We start from the raw sequence: 22,146 nt of genomic DNA, 5'->3' as shown, positions 1-22,146 counted from the left end.
TAAAAAGGAGAGGCGCCATGGGCGACTTTTACCAGAACGGCATTATCACCACCCTGCATAACCTTGTTCGCCGGCCAGTGGAGGACCTTGAAGCGGATTTGATGGAGTTCCGCAAGGCCCGCCCCATGTCCCTGGTCCTGCCGTCGCTCTACTCGGAGCTGGAAGGCCCGGCACTGAAGAATATTGTTCACGAACTCACCAAAGTGCCGTATCTGGAGCAGATCGTCATCGGTCTCGATCGAGCCAACGAAGCGCAGTATCGTCATGCGCTGGATTACTTTTCCGACCTGCCGCAGAACTTCAGGGTTCTCTGGAACGACGGCCCGCGCATGCGCGGTATTGATCTGAAGCTGCGCGAGCAGAATCTGGCGCCAACGGAGATGGGGAAGGGACGTAACGTCTGGTACTGCTTTGGCTACGTACTGGCCTCCGGTGTCGGAAAATCCGTGGCGCTGCACGATTGCGACATCCTGACCTACTCCCGGGACCTGGTGGCCCGCTTGATCTATCCCGTTGCCAATCCAGGTTTCAACTACATGTTTTGTAAGGGCTACTACGCCCGCGTGGCCGACAGCAAGATGAACGGTCGTGTCAGCCGCCTGCTGGTTACTCCACTCATTCGCGCCCTCAAGAAGGTGTGTGGCCCCAGCGATTTCCTGGATTATCTCGACAGTTACCGCTATCCGTTGGCCGGTGAATTTTCGTTCCGGACAGACGTGATCAACGACCTGAGAATACCCAGTGACTGGGGGCTCGAGATTGGGGTGCTGTCTGAAATGAAACGGAACTACGCCACCAACCGTCTTTGCCAGGTCGACATTGCTGACGTCTACGACCACAAGCATCAGGAGCTCTCTCCCGAAGATGCCAGTCGAGGCCTCTCGAAAATGAGCATGGATATTTCCAAGGCGCTGTTCCGTAAGCTGGCGACCAACGGCGAGATCTTCTCAAGCGAAAAGTTCCGGACCATCAAGGCCTCGTATTTCCGGATTGCGCTCGATTTTGTTGAAACCTACCAGAACGACGCCATCATCAATGGTCTGACGTTCGACCGTCACAAGGAAGAGAAGGCGGTTGAGCTCTTCGCCCAGAACGTGATGCGAGCAGGCGCTTACTTTCTGGATAACCCCATGGACACGCCCTTCATTCCCAGCTGGAACCGGGTTACCAGTGCCATCCCGGACATCAAGGAGCAGTTGTTTGAAGCCGTTGAACTGGATAACCAGGAGTTTCGCCCATGAACCAGCCGCTCAAGGCAAAGCTGGTTGCAATGCTGGAAGTGGTTTATCCGGCACTGGATTGTGATTTTCTGGCCGAGCAACTGCTACAGACCATGGGGTTGGCGCCGAATCAGGCACCACCTCCTGCCCATCAGAACAACTGGGATGAATCCGACATACTTCTGATCACCTACGCGGATACCGTGCAGAAGGCGGATCAGAAACCTCTGGTTACGCTGCGTCAGTTCCTGAATGACTGTCTGGCGGATACCGTGTCAGCGGTCCACATCCTGCCGTTTTTTCCGTACAGCTCGGACGATGGCTTTTCGGTGATGGACTATCTCGCGGTGAACGAATCCCACGGAGACTGGGAAGACATCGAGGCGATTTCCGAAGACTACAAGCTGATGGCTGATCTCGTGGTCAATCACATGTCGGCCCGCAGCCGCTGGTTCGAGAATTTCCGGAAACGTGTGGACCCGGGCAAGGACTATTTCTTTGAAGGTAACCCCAGGGACGACCTGAGTGCTGTGGTTCGTCCCCGTACCTCGCCGTTGCTGAATCCGGTGCAGACGGATGACGGCGAGCGCTACGTCTGGTGCACCTTCAGTGAAGACCAGGTGGACCTGAATTTTGCCAATCCGAAGGTTCTGATCGAGTTTGCCGGCATTATTCGTCATTACCTGGAGCGCGGTGTAATCCTGTTCCGGCTCGACGCCGTGGCCTTTCTCTGGAAAGAACCGGGGACGCCTTGTATTCATCTGCAGGAGACCCATGAGCTCATCAAGATCATGCGGTTGCTGATTGAGCACCACAGCCCGGACGCGGTGGTGATCACCGAAACCAATGTCCCCAACCGCGAGAACCTGACCTACTTCGGCAACGCCAACGAGGCCCATGTTATCTATAATTTCTCGTTGCCACCGTTGCTGATCAATACCCTGGTAACCGGGGACTGCAAGCACCTGAAAACCTGGCTGATGAGCATGCCGCCGGCGCAGATGGGAACCACCTACCTGAATTTCATTGCGTCCCACGATGGCATCGGCATGCGCCCCACCGATGGTCTGCTGACCGAGGAAGAGAAGCAGCGGCTGATCAACACCCTGGATTCTTTCGGCGGCAAGGTCTCCTACCGCCGGACCGCGGATGGGCGGGACCAGCCCTACGAAGTCAACATTGCGCTCTACGATGCCCTGAAGGGTACGGCAGAGACCGGCGCGGACCACTGGCAGTTACCAAGGTTCCTTTGCGCGCATACGGTCATGCTGGCGTTGGAGGGGATTCCGGCGTTCTACATCCACAGCCTTCTGGCCACCGAAAACGACCTGGAGCGGGTGGAAAATACCGGCCGGCTGAGATCCATTAACCGCAGCCAGTGGCAGCTGGATGAGCTTGAACAGGAGCTTGAGAATCCGTTGAGCCATCACAGTAAGGCCTACCATGAATTGAAACGACTGATCGCTATTCGTCGAAAACAGCCGGCATTCCATCCCAACGCCACCCAGTTCACCTTGCACCTTGGCTTGCAGGTGTTCGGTTTCTGGCGCCAGAGTATGCGCCGTGACCAGTCGATCTTCTGTATTCATAACATCAGTGACGAGGTCCAGCAGATTGCACTGAGCGACATCAACCTGATTGGCACCGATCACTGGCTGGATCTGATCTCCGGCATGACCATTGATGATCTCTCCGGCAGCATTACCCTTAAACCCTATCAAAGCGTCTGGTTGTCCAATCGGGAGTAGGGCAAAATGCCTCCATGCCCGATACGACCGAAACACGCAAACCGCGGATCCTCCTGCTCTCTGCCTACGACGCCGGCAGTCACCGGCGTTGGCGGGAGCAGCTCGTTGCCAGCCAGAGTGGATTCGAGTGGCAGACCCTGGCTCTGGCGCCGCGGTTCTTCCGCTGGCGGATTCGCGGTAACGCGCTCACCTGGTTAAATGAACCCCTGTTGCAGCAACGCTGGGATCTGTTGTTGGCCACCTCCATGGTGGACCTGGCCTCCATCAAGGGGTTTCACCCACATCTGGCGAATACGCCGGCGTTGCTCTACATGCATGAAAACCAGTTTGCCTACCCGGAATCGGAGGGCCAGCACGCGAGTGTTGATCCGCAGATGGTAAACCTGTTCAGTGCGACAGCGGCGACGGCTGTGCTGTTCAACAGTGCGTGGAACCGTCGGAGTTTTCTGGATGGGGTGGATCGTCTGTATCAGAGGCTGCCGGATGGTGTTCCCGAGGGCTCACTGGAAAAGCTGGCGGATAAATCCCGGGTGTTGCCGGTACCGATCGAGGACCGGCTGTTTGTTCACCGCGCCAAGCCATTGGACCGGCTCTGCCCGCACCTGTTGTGGAATCACCGCTGGGAGTATGACAAAGGGCCGGAACGACTTCTCTTGCTGCTTGATGCGTTGGTGGAGCGCGGCCAGGAGTTCCGGTTAAGCGTGGTGGGGGAGCAGTTCCGGCAACAGCCTGCGGTGTTCGACGACATCCTTGAGCGCCATGGTGAGCGAATCGTCTATTGGGGCTTCCTGGCCGACCGGGATGAGTATGACCGGCTCCTGACAACGGCTGATGTTGTCGTCTCTACGGCACTACACGACTTCCAGGGACTCTCGATGTTGGAGGCGATGGCGTCGGGGTGCGTTGCCCTGGCTCCAGACCGCCTCGCATACCCCGAATACGTACCTCAGATTCAGCTTTACCCGAGTGTAATCGACAACGCCTCCGAGGAGGCGAACGGTGCAGCAGATTGTTTGCTGGCGTTACTGAATCAGGGCACCGAGCCATACTCTCCAATACGCTGGAGTCTCGGCAGCCTGGCGGGCGCCTATGAAAATATGCTCATTACAACCGTGGAAAGACATCGGTTATCCTGACCTTATCGTTTAATGCCGAGATAGCAGACATGATGAAAGCAATCAACGTAACCGGTGGCGCCCTTGTATGGGAAGAGTGCGAGAAAAACAGTGAGCTGCCGGCTGACCATGTTGAAATCGACGTTGTCTGGACTGCCATCAACCGTGCCGATCTGATGCAGCGCGCTGGCGTTTATCCACCACCACCAGGCGCTTCCGACATCCTGGGCCTGGAAGTCAGCGGCCGGATTGCAGCCCTGGGTAAGTCGGTAACGGGCTTCGAAATCGGGCAGGAAGTGTGTGCGCTGCTCACCGGCGGAGGTTACGCCACCTCGGTTGCTGTGCCCGCGGTGCAAGTGTTGCCGGTTCCGAAGGGATATTCGCTTCGAAAAGCCGCAGCGATTCCGGAAGTGTTCGCTACCGCCTGGCTGAACCTTTACGAGGAAGCTGACCTGAAGCCGGGGGAAAGGGTTTTATTGCACGCTGCGGCCAGCGGTTTGGGAACCGCGGTCATTCAGTTGGCGACAGCCTTTGGCAACCCGGTATTTGCAACTGCCGGAGACGCCCACAAACTGGAGATCTGTCAGCAACTGGGTGCTAGCGGGGTTTGGAATCGCAAGGACGGTTCATTCGTCGATGCGGTGAAGACGTGGGGCGGCGTCGATATGGTGCTCGATCCCGTCGGAGGCAGCTACATTGCTGAAGACCAGAAAGTCCTGAACGTTGATGGACGCATCGTACTCATTGGCCTCCTTGGCGGGCGGTCAGCCGAGGTAGATCTTGGTGTCATGCTGGTGAAGCGTCATCGCCTGATCGGCTCCACGCTTCGTTCACGGACGGTAGAAGACAAGGGCCGGGTGATGCAGGCGCTGCATCGTCACGTCTGGCCGTTGCTTGGCGCCGGCCAGATTGAGCCCCTGATTGATAGCGATTGGCCGATCACCAGGGTCGATGAAGCCATGGCACACGTCGCAGAAAACAGGAATACCGGGAAGGTTTTGCTTCAAGTCGCGGAGTAACCATCCCGGTTCCTTGTGCTGAGGGTTTGGTCAGTCGGCGATATGGACCAATTGCTTGCCGAAATTCCTGCCCTTGAGCATGCCCTTGAACGCATCAACGGCGTTTTCCAGTCCTTCTGCTACGGTCTCCCGGTACTTGAGTTCACCGGCTGCAATCCGGGAAGTCAGGATATCGGTGATTTCCTGGTGTTTGTCCTGCCATTCCGTCACGAGGAAAAAGCGGTGTTCCGGAACCGGATCCAACGCTTTGAGCACGTCAAAGGGGGTTTCAACGCTGGCCATGTCGGTCGCGTTGTAGGCTGAGACATAACCGCAGATGGGGACCCTGGCGCCATCGTTCAACAACGGCGCGACCGCGCGCGTTACGGCGCCTCCCACGTTTTCGAAGTAGATATCGATGCCATTCGGGCAGGCGGCCTTGAGGTCTTCTTCAAGATTGCCGGCCTTGTAATCCACACAGGCATCAAATCCAAGCTCGTTGATCACAAAGTTGCACTTTTCCGGTCCACCGGCCACGCCGACGACCCGGCAGCCCTCGGTCTTGGCAGTTTGCCCGGCGACGGTACCCACCGGGCCCGACGCCGCAGAGACAACCACGGTTTCACCCTTTTGTGGCTTGCCCACATACGTCAGGCCGCAGTATCCAGTGCGTCCGGGCATGCCCGCGACACCGAGGTAGGTCTGCAGAGGCACGTTCTCTTTCTGATGGATTTTGTAGACCATGGGCGCGTCGGCAGGGAAAGTGACGTATTCCTGCCAGCCCGAATAACAGGTCACCAGGTCACCTTCTTTCAGCTTGTCCGAGCGTGACTCGACGATACGGGCCACGCTCTCACCGACGATGGGCTCATCAATTCCAATGGGATCCATGTAGCCCTTGGCATCGTTCATGCGCGGGCGCATGTATGGATCCAGTGAAAGCCAGAGAATTTGCGCGACGACTTCACCATTGTTGGGGGCTCGCACAGGGCGTTGTTCCAGCACCAGGTCGCCGTCCTGGATTTCGCCCTGGGGGCGCTGCTTGAGCACGACGGCTCGGTTTTTGTATTCGCTCACAGTCATCTCCGGTTGCGTAATGAAACCAGATTAGGGTGCAGTACAAACTACCCGTGGTCAACCTCTCATCCCGAAGTATCTATAAAGTCCGTGGGGTTACATTCATTTTAACGGCGGCTATACTCGCCCTCATGCTCAGGGCGCGGTCAGCGTCGGCCGCAGAATCTAGCTTGGCCAGGAGGGCGGGACCACGAACACCCTCCGGCATTCAATCCAGGTCTTGGTGCTGCGATCATACCCGAGCTCCGAAAAAAGGCGTGGAATTCTGTCCTCGTTGATCATCGCTAACGTTTGCGCGGTCTCTTCCGTCGCCGGGCGTTGAGCCTGGCACCAGGGGCCGACCCAGTGGGGTTTGCGCAGCTGCACCCAGGAGGAGGTGTCGGCTTGCTCCAGCTCATCGGTGTAGGCCCACCAACCGCGAAGGTGATTTGCAGGCGCCATGTCTGGTGCGGCCAGGGGGCGGTTCAGGGGATAAAACAGGTACCCGGGCATGAATATTCTCGCGGTGAGCGGCCCGGAGATGCCATGGCTCGACAGCAATTCGAGTGTCTCGGGTTGATGCGTACGTTGGCTTTGATGGTTGATCAGTCTGTCGCTCTTGATATCCAGACGATCCCGGGCGTTAGGTCCGTACCACAGCGCGTCGCCGCCAGGGCTGGGAACGCCAAGGTAATACTTGATGGCAACTTCGTGGTGTTCGATCCGGTCATCCGTCGTGTTGTGAACAATAAAATCGAGCTCCCCGAGGGTGTGCCCGTTGGATTGGATCTGGGCATTTTTTAGAAGGATCTTCCAGCCCAGAAGGTCTGAGAGCAGTACTTCGTAGAGCCGTTCGAAATAGAACCCAAGGCGCCGCTGGGGTGGTTGCCCCAACAGGGCTGGTGCCGTATCGGGTAACCGATCCCATTCCCTGAGCCTTTCAAAATAGTTGGAAGCAAGGTAGCGGTTGGGCTCGAATACAGACGGCGCATTGATTAGCTGGGGCGCTGAGCACAACCACGCAAGGTGCCGTATGGCAGCGTGCCGGAATTCAAGCAGGGTATTGTTGGGGTTACATACATCCATAGATCCAGAATACCGTAAACTACCCGCAAGGTAAGGGTGATTCATCACCCGTCACCAATCGCCTTCAATGAGGATTTTTTATGCAATACCTGCATACGATGATTCGAGTGAGCAACCTTGACGAGACCCTGCATTTTTTCTGCGACCTTCTGGGCATGAAAGAAATCAGCAGAAAGAGCAGCGAGAAGGGCCGGTTCACGCTGGTCTTTCTGGCCACTCCAGAGGACGAGCATCGTGCCCGTGAAGACAAAACACCCATGATAGAGCTTACCTACAACTGGGACCCGGAAGAGTACGATGGTGGGCGTAATTTTGGGCACCTGGCCTATCGCGTGGACGATATCTACGCTCTGTGTGAGCGCCTGCAGGCCAACGGAGTCACCATTAATCGGCCGCCCAGGGACGGACACATGGCCTTTATCCGAACGCCGGATAATATTTCTATCGAACTTCTGCAAAAAGGTGAGTCGCTTCCTCCCAGGGAACCCTGGGCGAGTATGGAAAACACTGGCACCTGGTAACCCTGTGAGGCGTTAGCGAGTGCTCACAAGGGGCCAGATGATTGTAGTGAAGGTCCCAGCATCAGGACGATGCGCTTACAGACATGGAGAATGTTATGGACGATTGGCAAGGATGCCTGGCGCCTGAGTGCCAAGCTGCGTTGGTGCAGGCGAAAGACAGTGTCAGTGATCGCGGGGGTACCGTGATCACGGTTGAGGACTTCCTGCTTGCCCTTCTGGACGCCTGTCCGGATATCCCACAGTTTCTTCGCAGCTGTGGGGTGGATATCGATGAGCTTGTGCGCACGATCCAGTGCGAGCAACCCATTGTTACGGAGGTCGGCGGCGAAGATTTGCTGTCGTCTCAGTTGATTGAGTGGTTTGCGCGTTCCAGAGAGATTAGTGAGGCGCCCTGGCTGAGCTGGAGCGTGCTGTTGAAGGTACTCTCAACGGGTGTGGAACGGTTGGGCAACAAAGCCTACGTTGCGGTACTGGAGCTGGTCCCCCATTGGCCCGGTGTCGCCACAGACGGCTTACCGAGTGGCATAGAGAACCACACCAGTTCCCCGCTTGTGGTAACAGACCCGGACTGGATGACGTTGGCCGAGGACGTCGCCATCTCGGTTGCCGCTTCCCAAAACGCTCTCCTCTGGGTACGGGGAAAACGGGGGGCGGGAAAATCCTGCTGGCTTCAGGTGATGTTGTCGGCCCTTGAAAGGGACTATCTGGAACTCGATTTACGCCGCGAGGCGGAGGTTCTGGCAAGTGACCTGTGGGTGCTGCCGGGTGTCGAGCCTGGAGAGCGCCATGCCTGGCCTGTATTGGTGCTGGATAATATGCCGCCGTCGGACCTCGAACTCCTCATGGGCCAACCCAAGAGTCTTGCTGCTGAAATGGTCACTGCCTGGAATGGCCCAATCGTGTTGCTCGGGCCCGAGACCACAACCCACGGGAACCAGCGCCTCGACCAGCGGCTCGGCCGTGTTCTGGAAGTATGTGATATGCCGGGTTCCAGTGAGGGGCAGCGCGAAGCAATTCTCACGGCCCACCAGGCGGCCATCGAGAAACGGTGGAACATCGAGCTTCCGTTATCGGTCATTCACTTCGCCGCAACGCGCCGGAGCGAATGCGTCAGCACTCCCGGTGAAATGCTCCAATGGGTTGAGCGTGCAGCGGCCCGGCTGGATCTGTTTGCCCGGCGCGGTCCGTTGGCGGCAGTGTCGATTTCCGGCCGGACCGAAACATTGCACCGTCAAAAACTCGTGGCACTGGCACGTTCAGAGCCCCAGGATGGCATGGCCGATGCCCTGGCTGAACTGAAGCTGCAGAAGGCGGCGGTTGAAGTCTCGTGGCACGAACGCCGGGCCGCAGGCACGTTAAGGCGGCTTTCGGTTGCGGATCTGCGATGCGAACTCGAACGTTGGGTTGCAGCTAGCAGCGGGCCGGTCCAATATGTGCTGCATTGTGATCATCAGGATGGAGATTCAGCGGGTGCAGGATCTGGAAATTTACATTCGTGACCTCGCCGAGGGCGCGGTTTCAGGATGGCTGGAAAGTCATCTGGATAATTTGAGGCTTGACGACAGCCAGGTCTCATCGGTGTTGAAGGGTGATGCCACGTTTGAGGGCCAGAGACTGAAAATATCGCTCTACCCGGGAGCGTTCGGAAAGCGCTTTACCTGTCTGGTGATCGAAGGCGAAAACCTGCCCTGGAATACCGATCTCGAGTGTGCCCGAAGCGCCTGGCGGGCCATGGATACCGAGATTCGGTGCAGTCCCGGTGACTGGAAAGAAGGCGAGCCGGTCGAGGATGAGAAGTGGTGGCGACTGGATCACCGGGGCGAGCAGCAGGTCGTCTGGAACTAAAAAAGGCAGCCTGAGGGCTGCCTTCTTCATGGGGTCTGGTCAGGATCAGTCGCTCAGGATAGACACGTTGTCTGCCTGCAGTCCCTTGTCGGCTTCCACCACATTGAAACGTACCAGTTGGCCCTGTCGGAGAACCCGACGACCACGGCCGCGAATGGCGCGGAAATGCACGAATACTTCGTCGCCGCTGTCGCGGACGATGAAGCCAAAGCCTTTCTTGACGTTAAACCACTTTACGGTGCCTTCCTCGTCGCCTTCCGGGCTGCTCTCGTCGTAGTTGTCATCGTCATCATTTTGATAGCCCTGGCTTTGCTGAGCGCGGTTACCGCGAGACGCACTGCGATTGGTGGCCTGCTGTTTGCCAGCGATGGCGATGGTCAGGAAGCCCGCAAAACCGAAAATAACGAAGGCAATGATGTACGCTGCAATGCCCCGATTGCTTCCGAGTGCTTCGACTAGCTCACCTGCGGCGATCAGACGAAGTGGTTCCGGGGTAAAAGAGAGCAGAAGGGCCAGTACCAGTGGTGCGGGAATGGCGATCAGGATAGCAACAAGGATCGCTTTGGCTGGATTACGCATTGACTAAGGTTTCTCCATTCTTGTAACGCTAACGATAAAAAACCGGATATCGGGTAAAATCGCACACCCGGTCGATGAAAACCGCCAAACTTCCTGATTTTAGGAGTGTCGGCGGGCAAAAGCGGCATGATATCAGATTATCCCAATCGCTGACCAAGGGAAGGGACTAGCGAGTTGCCGACAGTCACAATCTCAAGGGATCCATGCATGGGAGTTTCAGTAGCGACATGAGCCAGAAAGATCTGGAAGCACGACTCGATGAACTGGAAACGCGGCTGGCGTTTCAGGATGACATCATTAACACCCTGAGTGAGCAGGTGGCGAAACAGGAGTTGGAGCTTCGGGAACTTTGGGAGGCCAAACAGCTGCTGCACAAACAGCTGAAAGAAGTGTCTCCCTCCAACATCAAAAGTGAGGAAGACGAAACACCGCCTCCGCACTATTGACGTTGATCGGGCTTGGTCGGGCTAGGCCAACAGCTCAATGAGGATCTGCTCGTAGATCTCCGAGAGCGTATCCAGATCCTCGGCCTTAACACACTCGTCCACTTTGTGGATGGTGGCATTGGTAGGGCCAAGCTCCAAGACCTGAGCACCGGTCGGTGCGATGAACCGCCCGTCCGAGGTGCCACCGGATGTCGAGAGTTCTGTCTCGCGACCCGTAACGGTCCGGATGGCGTCCTGGCTGGCGGAAACCAGCGCGCCCCGGTCGGTCAGGAAGGGACGACCACTAAGGTGCCATTGCAGGTCATATTTCAGACCGTGCCGGTCCAGGATGGCGACGACCCTTTCCTCGAGACTTTCTGCAGTGTTTTCGGTGCAGTACCGGAAGTTGAAGTGCACCAGGCACTCCCCGGGAATGATGTTGCTGCCGGTGCCGGCCTCCACCTTAGTGATCTGGAACGTGGTGGGCGGGAAAAAGTCATTGCCGCTATCCCAGAACTCCCTGGCCAGATCATCCAGTGCCGGCGCTGCGGCATGAACCGGGTTCTCCGCCAGGTGCGGATAGGCCACATGCCCCTGGATGCCGTGGACCGTCAGGTAACCGTGCAGGGAACCCCGCCGACCATTCTTGATGACATCGCCGACCTCATGAGTACTGGACGGTTCGCCGATCAGGCACCAGTCGATTTTCTCGTTTCGGGCTTCCAGGGTTTCGACGACCTTAACGGTGCCGTCCTGCGCCGGGCCTTCCTCGTCGCTGGTGATCAACAGGGCGATCGAACCCCGATGGTTCGGGTAAGCCTGGACGAATCGTTCGCACGCGGTGACGAAGGCAGCGAGGCTGCCTTTCATGTCCGCCGCGCCGCGACCGTAGAGATAGCCGTCCTTGATGACCGGATTGAACGGGGGGTGGGCCCAGTTCTTTTCGGGCCCGGTCGGTACCACGTCGGTGTGGCCCGCAAAGGCCAGTACCGGCCCCTCCGATCCCTTGCGGGCCCAGAGGTTGTCGGTATCACCGAAGCGCAGGTTTTCGCCGTTAAACCCCAGGGGGGCCAGCCGGGACATCATCAGTTCCTGGCAGCCGGCATCCTCTGGCGTTACGGATTGCCGGCGAATCAGGTCGACGGCCAGTTCAAGGGTTTTTGACTCAGTTGTTTGCATGCAGCTCTTCGTTCAGCTCGATGGCAGACTTGTTGGTTTTGCACTCCACCGCACCGGTCTGGCTGTTGCGACGGAACAGCAGGTCCGGCTTATTGGCGAGATCACGGGCCTTGATGACTTCCACCAGCTCGTTGTTGTCATCGAGCAGGGCGACCTTGGTTCCGGCGGTGATGTACAGGCCCGCCTCAACCTTGCAGCGGTCTCCCAGCGGAATGCCGATGCCGGCGTTGGCGCCGATCAGGCAGTTCTCGCCCACAGCGATAATGATGTTGCCGCCACCGGACAGGGTACCCATGGTGGAGCAGCCGCCGCCCAGGTCAGAGCCTTTGCCTACCATTACTCCGGCGGAAATACGGCCTTCAATCATGCTGGTGCCTTCGGTGCCGGCATTGAAGTTGATAAAGCCTTCGTGCATCACGGTGGTACCTTCGCCGACATAGGCGCCCAGACGAACCCGGGCGGTATCGGCAATTCGAACACCATTGGGAACCACGTAGTCAGTCATTTGCGGGAACTTGTCCACTGACTTCACTTCCAGGGTACGACCCTCGATTCGCGCCTGCAGCTGACGGTCCGGGAGTTCGCCCAGATCGATCGCGCCTTCACTGGTCCAGGCAAGGTTCGGCAGCAGGCCGAAGATACCGTCCAGTTTCAGGCCATGGGGCTTGGCCATGCGATGGGAGATCAGGTGCAGTTTGAGGTAGACCTCGGGCGTGCTGGAGGCGGTGTCGTCTGTCTCCAGAATGGTTACCACGACCGGACGGGTGCTGGTGGATGCTTTTTCCGCCAGTACTGCCTGTTCAGTCTGACCTGCCTGACGCAGTGCCTTGGAGAGCTGGCTCAGTTGCTCCGCCGTTGCACCGATGGCCTGGTTGCCACCTTTGTAGTCGAGCGCGTTCTGGACAACTTCCATCAGGGTGTTATCGGGTGTCATCACCGGCTGCTGGTAAAACACTTCCAGCCATTGGCCCTGTTTGTTCTGGGTGCCGATACCGATACCGAATGCGAAACTCATCAGGTGGTTGCTCCTTTATATTCGTCAGACTTAAGCGTTTGAAAACTGTTTGGCCCAGTCGTCGGCTTTGAAGCCAACGGAAACGGTGCCGTCATGCTCTACCACCGGTCGTTTTATGATCGACGGATTTTCCAACATGATGTCACGGGCGGATTGGGCGCTAATGGTATCACGAACCTCATCGGGAAGTTGGCGCCAGGTGGTGCCACGGCGGTTCAGCAGGGTTTCCCAGCCGACCGCCTGTTCCCATCGGCTTAAACGGTCCTCATCCAGACCGTCTTTCTTGAAGTCGTGAAATTCGTAGGCAATGCCCTGTTCGTCAAGCCACTTGCGGGCCTTTTTGACGGTGTCGCAGTTCCTGATGCCGTAAATCTTCATGCCTTGTTAGCCCTGACAAATTCAACGATACGCTCTGCCGCCTCCACACATTCCTCCAGAGGGGCAACGAGGGCCATGCGAACCCGATTCTCCCCGGGGTTGTGTCCGTCAACGGTGCGGGACAGATACCGGCCTGGCAGAACGTGTACATTTTGCTGCGCTGACAGTTCGCGGGCGAAGGTTTCGTCGTCCATTGGCGTGACTGGCCAGAGATAGAAGCCGGCGTCCGGGTAATCGACGTCCATGACTTCCCTGAGTATGGGTACAACGGTCTCGAATTTGGCGCGATAGGCCGCCCGGTTTTCCTTCACGTGATCTTCGTCCTGCCAGGCCGCAATGCTGGCCAGCTGGTTGTGAATCGGCATGGCACATCCGTGATAGGTCCGGTATTTCAGATAACCTCGGAGAACGCTCGCATCCCCGGCGACGAAGCCGGAACGCAGTCCGGGCAGATTGCTGCGCTTGGACAGGCTATGGAAGACGATGCAGCGCGCAAAATCGTCGCGCCCGATAGCGGCACAGGTCTGAAGCAAACCTTCCGGCGGATTGGCCTCATCCGGATAGAGCTCCGAGTAACATTCGTCGGATGCGACGATGAAGTCATGCCGGTCGGCCAGCTCGATGATCTTGACCAGCGTTTCCCGTGGAATGACCGCGCCACTTGGATTGCCCGGGGAGCACAGGAACAGGATCTGGCAATCCTGCCAGACCGAGTCAGGGACGGCGTCAAAATCAGGAATAAATCCGTTGGCCCCGTCGCAGGGCAGGTAGACCGGTGTCGCTCCGGCAAGAAAGGCCGCGCCCTCGTAAACCTGATAGAACGGATTCGGGCTCACCACGGTTGCCGAATCGCTGCCGGCTACGACCGCCTGGACCAGTGAGAATATGGCCTCCCGGGTCCCGTTTACCGGAACGACACTGTCAGCGGCGCTGAGCGATCCCGGTGCAAGTCCGAATCGACGGGTGGCCCAGTCGCTGATGGCCTCGCGCAGCTCATCCGTGCCCCTGGTGGTCGGGTAGTTGGCGAGTCTGTCCAGGTTGTCCGCGATGACCCGCTTCACGAATTCCGGGGAGGGGTGTTTGGGCTCCCCGATACCCAGTGAAATAGGCCTCAGATGGTCCGGCGTCTTGATGTCGGCTTTCAGCTTGGCCAGTTTTTCAAAGGGGTAGGGGTGGAGCCTGTCCAGGTTTGGATTCATTGAATGTCGTCCAGCATTTTACAGAGATCTTGCTGCAGTTCCTGGCACACGGCCGGATCACGCAGGGGTTCGCCGTGTTCGTCGGTCACGAAGAAAACGTCCTCAACCCGTTCGCCGAGGGTGGCGATCTTGGCGGTGGTCAGGCGTACCCGATGGTCAAGCAGGACCTGCCCGATTCTCGCGAGCAGACCGGGACGGTCAGGTGTGATGACCTCCATGACCGTGCGTTGGTTTACGGTGTCGTTGGAGAAGGTGACTTCCGTCGGGAAGGCAAAGTGCTTTAACTGCCTTGGGGTGCGGCGGTGGATGATGTCCGGGTAATCGTCCGGGTCATCCAGTTCCTCGATCAGGCGCTTGCGCACGCGTTCCTTCCGGGCCGGATCAATGCCGAGCGGTTGTCCCTTTTCATCAAGAACAACGTAGGAGCTGACGGAATAGGGGCCTTCGCTGGAACTGATCCGGGCATCCACGATGTTGAGATTCAGTTGTTCCAGCACCGCTGTTGTGGCAGCGAACAGCGCTACCCGGTCTCTCATGTAGATGATGATCTGGGAGTAGCCGTCCGTCGGACCGCCACGGGTATCACGAATCAGCACCAGGGGGTCAGGGTTGTCCCCGTGCCGGATAATGGCAGCGGTTTGCCAGGCAATATCGACCGTGGAATCCTGCAGGAAGTAATCCTCGTCCACCGTATCCCAGACGCGATCGATCTGTTCATCGGTCATGTTCTGGGCGTGCAGGATTTCCCGGGCTTCCGATTGGGTGGCGCTTACCCACTCACTGCGGTTGACCGGTGTTTCTGTGCCGCGCCGGAGGGCACGTTTCGCCTCAATGTAGAGCTGGCGCAGCAAAGACGCGCGCCAGGTGTTCCAGAGCCTGGGGTTGGTGGCACTGATGTCGCAGACCGTCAGCACATACAGATAATCGAGGTGTGCCTGGCTGGGTATGGCCTGGGCGAAATTGTGGATGATGTCGGGGTCTGAAATATCCTTTCGCTGTGCCGTCATGGACATCAGCAGGTGATTTTCCACCAGCCAGGACACCAGTTTGGTGTCCCGTTCGCTCAAATGGTGCCGTTGGCAGAAGGCTTCGGCATCAATCGCGCCCAGCTCGGAATGGTCGCCGCCGCGGCCCTTGGCCACGTCGTGATACAGGCCGGCGATGAACAGGGTTTCCAGCTTGGGCAGCCGATGGATCAGTCGCGATGCCAGCGGGTATTCGGTGCGGGCCTCGGTGCTGTTGAGCCTGACCATGTTGCGGATCACCCGCATGGTGTGGGCGTCCACGGTATAAATGTGGAACAGATCGTGCTGCATCTGGCCGATGATCTGCCCGAATTCCGGCAGGTAGCGACCCAGCACGTTGTACTTCTTCATCGACGACAGGGTCTGGTCGAGGGCGTGGGGGGTTCGAAGCAGTTCCATGAACAGGGTGGTGACTGCCAGGTCAGACCGAAACGCATCGTCAACCAGGTGCCGGTGGGCCCGCAGGGATCGGATCGTCGTCGCGCGGATGCCTTTGATGTCCGGGTGCTGCGCCATCAGGACAAAGATTTCCATAATGGCGTAGGGGGCGTAGGCAAACACCTGATTGTTCACCGCCTCAATATAGCGGTTGCGAATCTGGAACCGTTTGTTCAGTGGCTGAATGTCATCTTCGGTGCCGGAGCCCAGAATGGCCTCATCGTAGTACTGCAGAATCACGTCCGTGAGCTCGGCCAGGGCCAGTACAGTTCGGTAGTAGGACTGCATCATCAGTTCCACGCCGAGGCGTTTGCCTTCATCCTTGTAGCCCAGCATCTGGGCGAGGGCGCGTTGATGGTCAAACAGCAGGCGGTTCTCGTTGCGATCGGCAAGCAGTTGCAGTCCGTAACGGAGTTGCCAGAGAAATGTCTCTCCCTGGAACAGAATCTGATGCTCTTCTTCGGTCAGAATACTGAACCGCGTCAGGTCGGCGATGTTCTGCAGGCCGAAATGCCGCTTGGTGATCCAGCCAATGGTCTGGATGTCCCTGAGGGCACCGGGTGAACCTTTGACGTTCGGTTCTAGGTTGTACTCGGTATCGCCATACTTGTGATGGCGGTCCTTTTGCTCTTCCCGCTTGGCGATGAAGTAGTCCCGGTCGCTGCTGACGTTGTCGGAATAAACCTGTTCGCTGAGCACTTCCCGGAGTTCGTCGGGACCGGCAATGGTGCGGGTCTCCAGGAGGTTGGTGAGAATGGTGATGTCGTCCCGGGCCGCTGCCAGGCTTTCATCAATGCTGCGAACGCTGTGACCTATGTCCAGCTTCAGATCCCAGAGGAGGGTGACGAAGGCGCCCAGGTCCTCATGCCAACTGTCGTCAATACCCGATCGGGTCAGGATCAGCAGATCAATGTCTGAGTGGGGGTGCAGCTCCCCCCGTCCATAGCCCCCGACGGCAATCAGGGCAATATCGGGCGAACTGGCGAAGGGGTACCGATTCCAGATGAGCCTGAGAACCGTGTCCACGGTGTTGGCTCGGGAATGCACCAGGGCGCGGACATCGGCGCCCTGGCGAAAAGCCTCTGCGTCGGCATTGTACCGCTCCCGCAAAAGCTCTCTTGCCGCCCGAACCGGTGAGGTATCGTTGCTGATGCGGGATTCCAGTTCGCTCAGGTCCACTTAGAAGGACTCTTCCGTTCGTTTGGTCAGAACCTCGTGCCCGTCTGCCGTGACGAGAATGGTGTGCTCCCACTGGGCGGACAACTTGTGGTCCTTGGTGACAACGGTCCAGCCGTCCGGTAACAGTTTGGTCTGGTACTTGCCCTGGTTGATCATGGGCTCGATGGTGAAGGTCATGCCTTCCTGCAATTCCAAACCGGTTCCGGGTTTTCCGTAGTGCATCACCTGAGGCTCTTCGTGGAATACCTTGCCGATACCATGGCCGCAGTAGTCTCGGACCACCGAATAGCGATGCTTTTCGGCGTGTTGCTGGATAACGTGGCCAATGTCGCCGAGGCGGGTGCCCGGCTTGACCAGCTCAATACCTTTATATAGACACTGCTGAGTGATGTCGATCAGCCGCTCTGTACCTGGCTTCGGTTTGCCCACGATCCACATCTTGCTGGTGTCGCCGTGGTATTCATCCTTGATGACAGTGACATCAATGTTGAGGATGTCTCCGTCCTTCAGGATTTTCTTCTCCGACGGGATGCCATGGCAGATAACATGGTTGACCGAGGTGCAGACCGACTTCGGGAAACCCTTGTAATTCAGGGGAGCAGGAATGGCTTTCTGCTCGTTCACGATGTAATCGTGGCAGATGCGGTCGATCTCCTCGGTGCTGATACCGGGCTTGATATGTTCGCCAATCATCTCGAGCACTTCGGCAGCCAGGCGGCCGGCGACGCGCATTTTTTCGATTTCTTCCGGGGTCTTGATCGATACTTGCATCGGGCTTCCCATTGATTTGTATCAAACCGGCATTTTAAGGGGCTGAGTGGCTGGGTACAAGGAAGGGTGGGCGTAAAAATAATGGCGTTTTCGGAGCGATTTATGGTATAAACGCGCCCGCCGGAAACGAATCCGGCAAATTCGCACACGTGTCGGCACGTTGTCCCAGGGTGCCTCCCTTCAGCTTAGATGAAGGCGGGTTGGGTCAATCGGACGCGTGGAGGACTAACCCGAAGCTAAAAGGTAAATATCATGGCTCAGGTAAATATGCGTGACCTGCTGAAGGCAGGTGCTCACTTCGGTCACCAGACCCGCTACTGGAACCCGAAAATGTCGAAGTTCATCTTCGGCGCCCGTAACAAGATTCATATCATCAACCTTGAGCAGACTGTTCCTGCCATGAACGACGCGCTGAACTTCATTCAGCAGTTGGCAGAGAACAAGAACAAGATCCTGTTCGTTGGCACCAAGCGTGCAGCGGCCAAGATCGTCAAGGAAGAAGCAGAGCGCGCTGGCCAGCCGTTCGTTAACCACCGCTGGCTCGGTGGCATGCTGACCAACTACAAGACCATCCGTCAGTCCATCCGTCGTTACCGCGATCTGGAAGCCCAGAGCAAAGACGGCACCTTTGACAAGCTGACCAAGAAAGAAGCCCTTGAGCGTACCCGTGAGATGGATAAGCTCGAGCGTTCTATCGGCGGCATCAAGGACATGGGCGGTCTGCCGGACGCGCTGTTCGTGATCGACGTTGATCACGAGCGTATCGCCATCAAGGAAGCCAACAAGCTGGGCATTCCTGTCATTGGCGTTGTTGATACCAACAGCGATCCGGACGGCGTTGATTACGTGATTCCGGGCAACGATGATGCCATCCGTGCGATCCAGATCTACGTGAAGGCCGTTGCTGATACCTGTGTCGAAGCGGCTCAGTCTGCCGGCGCGGGCGCTGACGAGTTTGTTGAAGTCAGCGAAGACGCGGAAGGCGCTGCTCCGGCCGCCGAGTAACGCGTCAGCTTCACGTTTGAGATGTAATGTGTGCCCGAACGTGCTTCGGGCACACGTCCTACCGAATTCGGAACAGTTGAGAGGATTGAACATGGCTGCAATTACCGCTGCAATGGTCAAAGAGCTGCGTGAGCGTACCGGCCTTGGCATGATGGAGTGCAAGAAAGCTCTGGTTGAGGCTGAGGGCAGTGTAGACGCCGCGATTGAAGAGCTGCGCAAGTCTTCCGGCCTGAAAGCCGCCAAGAAGGCTGGCCGTACCGCCGCTGAAGGTGTGTCTCTGATTAAGATCTCCGACGACAACACCGTTGCCTACATTCTGGAAGTGAACTCAGAAACCGACTTCGTCGCGCGTGACGATAACTTCCTGAACTTTGCTAACGACGTTCTGAACGTTGCGTTCGAGAAAGGCGAAACCGACGTTGCCAAGCTGATGGACGGTGATCTGGAAGCCAAGCGCGAGGCGCTGGTTCAGAAGATCGGCGAGAACATCACAGTTCGTCGCATCGTGAAGGTTGAAGGTCCGGTTGTTGGTGGATACGTCCACAGCACCAACAAGATCGCTTCTGTTGTTGCCCTGACTGCCGGTGATTCAGAAGTGGCCCGCGACATCGCCATGCACGTGGCCGCTGTTAACCCGCGCGTTGGCAAGCCGGAAGATATGCCTGCTGAAGAGCTGGAGAAAGAGGAAGCCGTCATCAAGGCCCAGCCGGATATGGAAGGCAAGCCTGCCGAAATCGTCGAGAAGATGATGGGCGGCCGCATCAAGAAGTTCCTCAAGGAAAACAGCCTTGTTGAACAGCCTTTCGTCAAGAACCCGGACCAGACCGTGGGCGAACTGATCAAGTCTGCCGGTGGCGAGCTGGTCGGTTTTGTTCGCCTGGAAGTGGGTGAAGGCATCGAGAAAGAAGAAGTGGACTTTGCCGCCGAAGTTGCTGCTGCAGCTGGCACAGGCAAGGCCTGATCTTTCTTTCGGCACTGTGGCGTCGGCCCCAGTGTCATCTGAGTCTGCCACGTTAGTCAGGAATGCCTGGCTTTCGTGGCGGGCTTGTATCTGAGATACCCCTTTTTTTGAGGAGTATGTCAGATACAAGCCTGCGACGCGTTTTACGCCGGACAGCAGCCAACAGACGAAAAGGGGATCACCATGCCGACATCATCGAAAACCCAGCCCAGATACAAGCGTGTTCTGCTCAAGCTCAGTGGCGAGGCCCTGATGGGGGAGCACGATTTCGGCATTGATCCCAAAGTTCTTGATCGTATGGCCCTTGAGATTGGCGCCCTGATCGGCATCGGCGTTCAGGTTGGCCTCGTTATCGGTGGCGGTAACCTGTTTCGCGGCGCCGCCCTGAATGCGGCCGGCATGGACCGCGTGACCGGTGATCACATGGGAATGCTTGCGACCGTGATGAACGGTCTGGCCATGCGCGATGCCCTGGAGCGCTCGAACATCCGTACCCGGGTCATGTCGGCCATTCCCATGAGCGGCATCGTCGAGCATTATGACCGGCGCCGTGCGGTTCGAGACCTGAAAGACGGCGACGTGGTGATCTTCTGTGCCGGCACCGGCAACCCGTTTTTCACAACTGATTCCGCAGCCTGCCTCCGTGGCATTGAAATCGAAGCGGATGCCGTGCTCAAGGCGACCAAAGTCGATGGCGTCTACTCCGCTGATCCGCATCTGGACAGCTCCGCGGAAAAATACGACTACCTGACCTATGACGAAGTCCTGGACAAGAAGCTGGGTGTCATGGATCTGACCGCCATCTGTCTGGCGCGCGATCACGGCATGCCGCTGCGAGTGTTCGATATGAACCGCGCCGGCGCCCTGACCCGCATCGTGACTGGCGAAAAAGAAGGTACACTGATCGAATAAGCAGGCGTTTCGGGGCTGAAGCAGCGCTGAGACCATATGGCACGAATTGATTTGACGAACGAATTGAGGATGCTGAAGTGATTAATGACATCAAAGCAGAAGCCGAGAAGAAAATGACAAAGAGCCTGGACGCTCTCCACGCGGCGTTCAACAAGATCCGCACGGGCCGGGCTCACCCTTCCATTCTGGACGGCGTAATGGTCAATTACTACGGCCAGGAAACGCCGCTGAAGCAGGTCGCAAGCATTAACGTTGAGGATAATCGGACGCTGGCGGTGTCCCCCTGGGAGAAGAACCTGGTTCCGACCATCGAGAAAGCGATCATGAGTTCTGACCTGGGGCTGAATCCCGCCACCAGCGGTGACCTGATTCGTATACCGATGCCGATGCTGACGGAAGAAACCCGGAAAGATATGGTCAAGCAGGCGAAAGCCGACGCCGAGCATGGCCGGGTTTCCATCCGCAATGCTCGCCGGGATGCCAACAGCATGATCAAGGAACTGCTAAAGGAAAAGGAAATCACCGAAGACGATGAGCGCAAGGGTGAGGACGAGATCCAGAAGCTGACTGACCGATATATCGCGGAAGTCGAGAAAGCCCTGAAGACAAAAGAAGAGGACCTGATGGCGGTTTGACCGCCTGGGTTGATCTGTAAGCGAACGATGGCCGGGGCAATGCCTCCCGGCCAAGCAGAGGATTTCATGACGGGAACGGTATCCGCAGAGATTCCGGTGTCGGCGGACAGTAGCCCCCGGCACGTGGCGATTATCATGGACGGTAACAATCGGTGGGCGAAACAGCACCGCCTGACCGGGGTGGCCGGACATAAGGCGGGCGTCGATGCGGTCAAGGCTGTGGTGGAAACCTGCGGTCGTGAAGGGGTTGAGGTGCTTACCCTGTTCGCGTTCTCCAGTGAAAACTGGCGTCGACCGCAGGACGAAGTGTCAGCGTTGATGAAGCTGTTCCTCTTTGCGCTTGAGCGGGAAGTCCGCAAGCTGCACCGCAACAATATCCGCCTCCGGATCATCGGGGATCGCACGGCGTTCAGTTCCCTGTTGCAGCAGCACATGAAAGAGGCGGAAGAGCTTACCCAGCACAATACCCGCATGACGCTGGTGATCGCGGCAAATTACGGTGGGCACTGGGATATCGCTCAGGCAACCCGGCAGGTTGCCACCAAGGTGCGGGCAGGGCAGATCGAGCCTTCGGACATCACCGATGACCTCATACAACAGCATCTGAGCATTGGCGACCTGCCCATGCCGGACTTGATGATCCGGACGGCCGGTGAGCAGCGAATCAGTAATTTCATGCTCTGGCATCTTGCCTACACCGAACTGTATTTCTCGCCGGTTTACTGGCCGGACTTCAAAGCTGATGAGATGCGTAAGGCACTTGAGGCATACGCTGGACGTCAACGCCGTTTCGGCCAGACCGACGACCAGATCGCTGCCAAGGCATCACAACAATAATGAACCCATAGCGACCATC

Annotated in this window: 22 protein-coding genes; 13 read left to right on the top strand and 9 right to left on the bottom strand. The window is 57.5% G+C overall.

Annotation, left to right across the window (positions count from 1 at the left end):
- Window positions 1-17 precede the first annotated feature (17 nt).
- The 4 genes from QQF73_RS15440 to QQF73_RS15425 are packed head-to-tail and all read left to right on the top strand — an operon-like array spanning window position 18 to window position 5,102.
- Window positions 18-1,241, top strand: coding sequence for a glycosyltransferase family protein (locus tag QQF73_RS15440; RefSeq protein WP_285368743.1), 1,224 nt, complete (start codon window positions 18-20; stop codon window positions 1,239-1,241).
- On the top strand, window positions 1,238-2,968 hold the full coding sequence (locus tag QQF73_RS15435; RefSeq protein ID WP_285368741.1) for a sugar phosphorylase: 1,731 nt from the start codon (window positions 1,238-1,240) through the stop codon (window positions 2,966-2,968). The genes QQF73_RS15440 and QQF73_RS15435 overlap by 4 nt, the downstream gene beginning before the upstream one ends.
- Window positions 2,969-2,982: 14 nt before the next feature.
- Window positions 2,983-4,104 carry a tRNA-queuosine alpha-mannosyltransferase domain-containing protein gene (locus QQF73_RS15430; protein ID WP_219868244.1) on the top strand — a complete coding sequence of 374 codons (1,122 nt, stop codon included), beginning with the start codon at window positions 2,983-2,985 and terminating at the stop codon, window positions 4,102-4,104.
- A 29-nt stretch (window positions 4,105-4,133) separates the two neighbouring features.
- Complete coding sequence (locus QQF73_RS15425; RefSeq protein WP_219868243.1) at window positions 4,134-5,102, top strand: NAD(P)H-quinone oxidoreductase; 969 nt, start codon at window positions 4,134-4,136, stop codon at window positions 5,100-5,102.
- 30 nt (window positions 5,103-5,132) lie between these two features.
- Here QQF73_RS15425 and QQF73_RS15420 read toward each other — a convergent pair whose 3' ends face one another.
- Together QQF73_RS15420 and QQF73_RS15415 are read right to left on the bottom strand one after the other, a co-directional pair.
- Window positions 5,133-6,158 (bottom strand): NADP-dependent oxidoreductase, encoded by a 1,026-nt coding sequence (locus tag QQF73_RS15420; RefSeq protein WP_425607963.1) that lies wholly within the window; start codon window positions 6,156-6,158, stop codon window positions 5,133-5,135.
- A 165-nt stretch (window positions 6,159-6,323) separates the two neighbouring features.
- Complete coding sequence (locus tag QQF73_RS15415) at window positions 6,324-7,223, bottom strand: DUF1853 family protein (protein ID WP_219868241.1); 900 nt, start codon at window positions 7,221-7,223, stop codon at window positions 6,324-6,326.
- Window positions 7,224-7,303: 80 nt separating this feature from the next.
- Here QQF73_RS15415 and gloA point away from each other — a divergent pair, with 80 nt between their 5' ends.
- The 3 genes from gloA (at window position 7,304) to QQF73_RS15400 (ending at window position 9,589) form a co-directional block, all read left to right on the top strand.
- Complete coding sequence (gene gloA, locus QQF73_RS15410; protein WP_219868240.1) at window positions 7,304-7,744, top strand: lactoylglutathione lyase; 441 nt, start codon at window positions 7,304-7,306, stop codon at window positions 7,742-7,744.
- Between the two features lie 95 nt (window positions 7,745-7,839).
- Window positions 7,840-9,243: a hypothetical protein gene (locus QQF73_RS15405; protein WP_285368737.1), complete on the top strand. Its 1,404-nt coding sequence runs from the start codon at window positions 7,840-7,842 to the stop codon at window positions 9,241-9,243.
- A complete protein-coding gene (locus QQF73_RS15400) occupies window positions 9,215-9,589 on the top strand; it encodes a hypothetical protein (protein WP_219868238.1) in 375 nt (124 codons plus the stop codon). Before QQF73_RS15405 ends, QQF73_RS15400 begins: the two co-directional genes overlap by 29 nt.
- Window positions 9,590-9,634: 45 nt before the next feature.
- Here QQF73_RS15400 and QQF73_RS15395 read toward each other — a convergent pair whose 3' ends face one another.
- Window positions 9,635-10,168 carry a cold-shock protein gene (locus QQF73_RS15395; RefSeq protein WP_285368734.1) on the bottom strand — a complete coding sequence of 178 codons (534 nt, stop codon included), beginning with the start codon at window positions 10,166-10,168 and terminating at the stop codon, window positions 9,635-9,637.
- Window positions 10,169-10,395: 227 nt separating this feature from the next.
- Here QQF73_RS15395 and QQF73_RS15390 point away from each other — a divergent pair, with 227 nt between their 5' ends.
- Window positions 10,396-10,614, top strand: coding sequence for a SlyX family protein (locus tag QQF73_RS15390; RefSeq protein ID WP_219868237.1), 219 nt, complete (start codon window positions 10,396-10,398; stop codon window positions 10,612-10,614).
- Between the two features lie 21 nt (window positions 10,615-10,635).
- Here the strand turns inward: QQF73_RS15390 and dapE are convergent, their stop codons facing one another.
- The 6 genes from dapE to map are packed head-to-tail and all read right to left on the bottom strand — an operon-like array spanning window position 10,636 to window position 17,777.
- Complete coding sequence (dapE, locus tag QQF73_RS15385; protein ID WP_219868236.1) at window positions 10,636-11,772, bottom strand: succinyl-diaminopimelate desuccinylase; 1,137 nt, start codon at window positions 11,770-11,772, stop codon at window positions 10,636-10,638.
- Window positions 11,759-12,787 (bottom strand): 2,3,4,5-tetrahydropyridine-2,6-dicarboxylate N-succinyltransferase, encoded by a 1,029-nt coding sequence (dapD, locus tag QQF73_RS15380; RefSeq protein ID WP_285368733.1) that lies wholly within the window; start codon window positions 12,785-12,787, stop codon window positions 11,759-11,761. Before dapD ends, dapE begins: the two co-directional genes overlap by 14 nt.
- A gap of 30 nt (window positions 12,788-12,817) precedes the next feature.
- Entirely contained in the window at window positions 12,818-13,165 is a 348-nt protein-coding gene (locus QQF73_RS15375; RefSeq protein ID WP_219868234.1) for an ArsC family reductase, read from the bottom strand.
- Window positions 13,162-14,364: a succinyldiaminopimelate transaminase gene (gene dapC / locus QQF73_RS15370; RefSeq protein ID WP_285368730.1), complete on the bottom strand. Its 1,203-nt coding sequence runs from the start codon at window positions 14,362-14,364 to the stop codon at window positions 13,162-13,164. Before dapC ends, QQF73_RS15375 begins: the two co-directional genes overlap by 4 nt.
- A complete protein-coding gene (locus QQF73_RS15365; protein ID WP_219868232.1) occupies window positions 14,361-17,006 on the bottom strand; it encodes a [protein-PII] uridylyltransferase in 2,646 nt (881 codons plus the stop codon). The genes dapC and QQF73_RS15365 overlap by 4 nt, the downstream gene beginning before the upstream one ends.
- Complete coding sequence (map, locus tag QQF73_RS15360) at window positions 17,007-17,777, bottom strand: type I methionyl aminopeptidase (protein ID WP_219868231.1); 771 nt, start codon at window positions 17,775-17,777, stop codon at window positions 17,007-17,009.
- Between the two features lie 252 nt (window positions 17,778-18,029).
- On the opposite strand from map, the gene rpsB reads away from it, so the two are divergent.
- The 5 genes from rpsB (at window position 18,030) to uppS (ending at window position 22,127) form a co-directional block, all read left to right on the top strand.
- Window positions 18,030-18,782, top strand: a complete 753-nt coding sequence (gene rpsB / locus QQF73_RS15355) for a 30S ribosomal protein S2 (RefSeq protein ID WP_219868230.1) — start codon at window positions 18,030-18,032, stop codon at window positions 18,780-18,782.
- 91 nt (window positions 18,783-18,873) lie between these two features.
- Window positions 18,874-19,743 (top strand): translation elongation factor Ts, encoded by an 870-nt coding sequence (gene tsf, locus QQF73_RS15350; RefSeq protein WP_219868229.1) that lies wholly within the window; start codon window positions 18,874-18,876, stop codon window positions 19,741-19,743.
- A 183-nt stretch (window positions 19,744-19,926) separates the two neighbouring features.
- The gene (gene pyrH / locus QQF73_RS15345; protein WP_008170379.1) at window positions 19,927-20,655 is read left to right on the top strand and encodes a UMP kinase; all 729 of its coding nucleotides are present in this window, start codon (window positions 19,927-19,929) and stop codon (window positions 20,653-20,655) included.
- Window positions 20,656-20,732: 77 nt separating this feature from the next.
- Window positions 20,733-21,290, top strand: coding sequence for a ribosome recycling factor (frr, locus tag QQF73_RS15340; RefSeq protein ID WP_285368724.1), 558 nt, complete (start codon window positions 20,733-20,735; stop codon window positions 21,288-21,290).
- A 66-nt stretch (window positions 21,291-21,356) separates the two neighbouring features.
- Window positions 21,357-22,127, top strand: coding sequence for a polyprenyl diphosphate synthase (gene uppS / locus QQF73_RS15335; protein ID WP_219868227.1), 771 nt, complete (start codon window positions 21,357-21,359; stop codon window positions 22,125-22,127).
- The last annotated feature ends 19 nt before the right edge of the window (window positions 22,128-22,146 follow it).

Origin of the sequence: Marinobacter albus, assembly GCF_030238305.1 — a bacterium.
Classification (GTDB): Bacteria; Pseudomonadota; Gammaproteobacteria; order Pseudomonadales; family Oleiphilaceae; genus Marinobacter; species Marinobacter albus.
The sequence above is the reverse complement of the archived record's forward strand: the minus strand, read 5'-3'. Positions and strand labels throughout refer to the sequence as shown.

Bases quoted from the DNA above. Each gene is read 5' to 3' on its own strand.
- QQF73_RS15405 (WP_285368737.1), top strand. From the start codon at position 7,840: ATGGACGATTGGCAAGGATGCCTGGCGCCTGAGTGCCAAGCTGCGTTG.
- gloA (WP_219868240.1), top strand. From the start codon at position 7,304: ATGCAATACCTGCATACGATGATTCGAGTGAGCAACCTTGACGAGACC.
- QQF73_RS15390 (WP_219868237.1), top strand. From the start codon at position 10,396: ATGAGCCAGAAAGATCTGGAAGCACGACTCGATGAACTGGAAACGCGG.
- dapE (WP_219868236.1), bottom strand. From the start codon at position 11,772: ATGCAAACAACTGAGTCAAAAACCCTTGAACTGGCCGTCGACCTGATT.
- dapC (WP_285368730.1), bottom strand. From the start codon at position 14,364: ATGAATCCAAACCTGGACAGGCTCCACCCCTACCCCTTTGAAAAACTG.
- QQF73_RS15415 (WP_219868241.1), bottom strand. From the start codon at position 7,223: ATGGATGTATGTAACCCCAACAATACCCTGCTTGAATTCCGGCACGCT.
- dapD (WP_285368733.1), bottom strand. From the start codon at position 12,787: ATGAGTTTCGCATTCGGTATCGGTATCGGCACCCAGAACAAACAGGGC.
- rpsB (WP_219868230.1), top strand. From the start codon at position 18,030: ATGGCTCAGGTAAATATGCGTGACCTGCTGAAGGCAGGTGCTCACTTC.
- uppS (WP_219868227.1), top strand. From the start codon at position 21,357: ATGACGGGAACGGTATCCGCAGAGATTCCGGTGTCGGCGGACAGTAGC.
- QQF73_RS15430 (WP_219868244.1), top strand. From the start codon at position 2,983: ATGCCCGATACGACCGAAACACGCAAACCGCGGATCCTCCTGCTCTCT.
- QQF73_RS15375 (WP_219868234.1), bottom strand. From the start codon at position 13,165: ATGAAGATTTACGGCATCAGGAACTGCGACACCGTCAAAAAGGCCCGC.
- QQF73_RS15440 (WP_285368743.1), top strand. From the start codon at position 18: ATGGGCGACTTTTACCAGAACGGCATTATCACCACCCTGCATAACCTT.
- QQF73_RS15395 (WP_285368734.1), bottom strand. From the start codon at position 10,168: ATGCGTAATCCAGCCAAAGCGATCCTTGTTGCTATCCTGATCGCCATT.
- map (WP_219868231.1), bottom strand. From the start codon at position 17,777: ATGCAAGTATCGATCAAGACCCCGGAAGAAATCGAAAAAATGCGCGTC.
- QQF73_RS15435 (WP_285368741.1), top strand. From the start codon at position 1,238: ATGAACCAGCCGCTCAAGGCAAAGCTGGTTGCAATGCTGGAAGTGGTT.
- pyrH (WP_008170379.1), top strand. From the start codon at position 19,927: ATGCCGACATCATCGAAAACCCAGCCCAGATACAAGCGTGTTCTGCTC.
- QQF73_RS15425 (WP_219868243.1), top strand. From the start codon at position 4,134: ATGATGAAAGCAATCAACGTAACCGGTGGCGCCCTTGTATGGGAAGAG.
- tsf (WP_219868229.1), top strand. From the start codon at position 18,874: ATGGCTGCAATTACCGCTGCAATGGTCAAAGAGCTGCGTGAGCGTACC.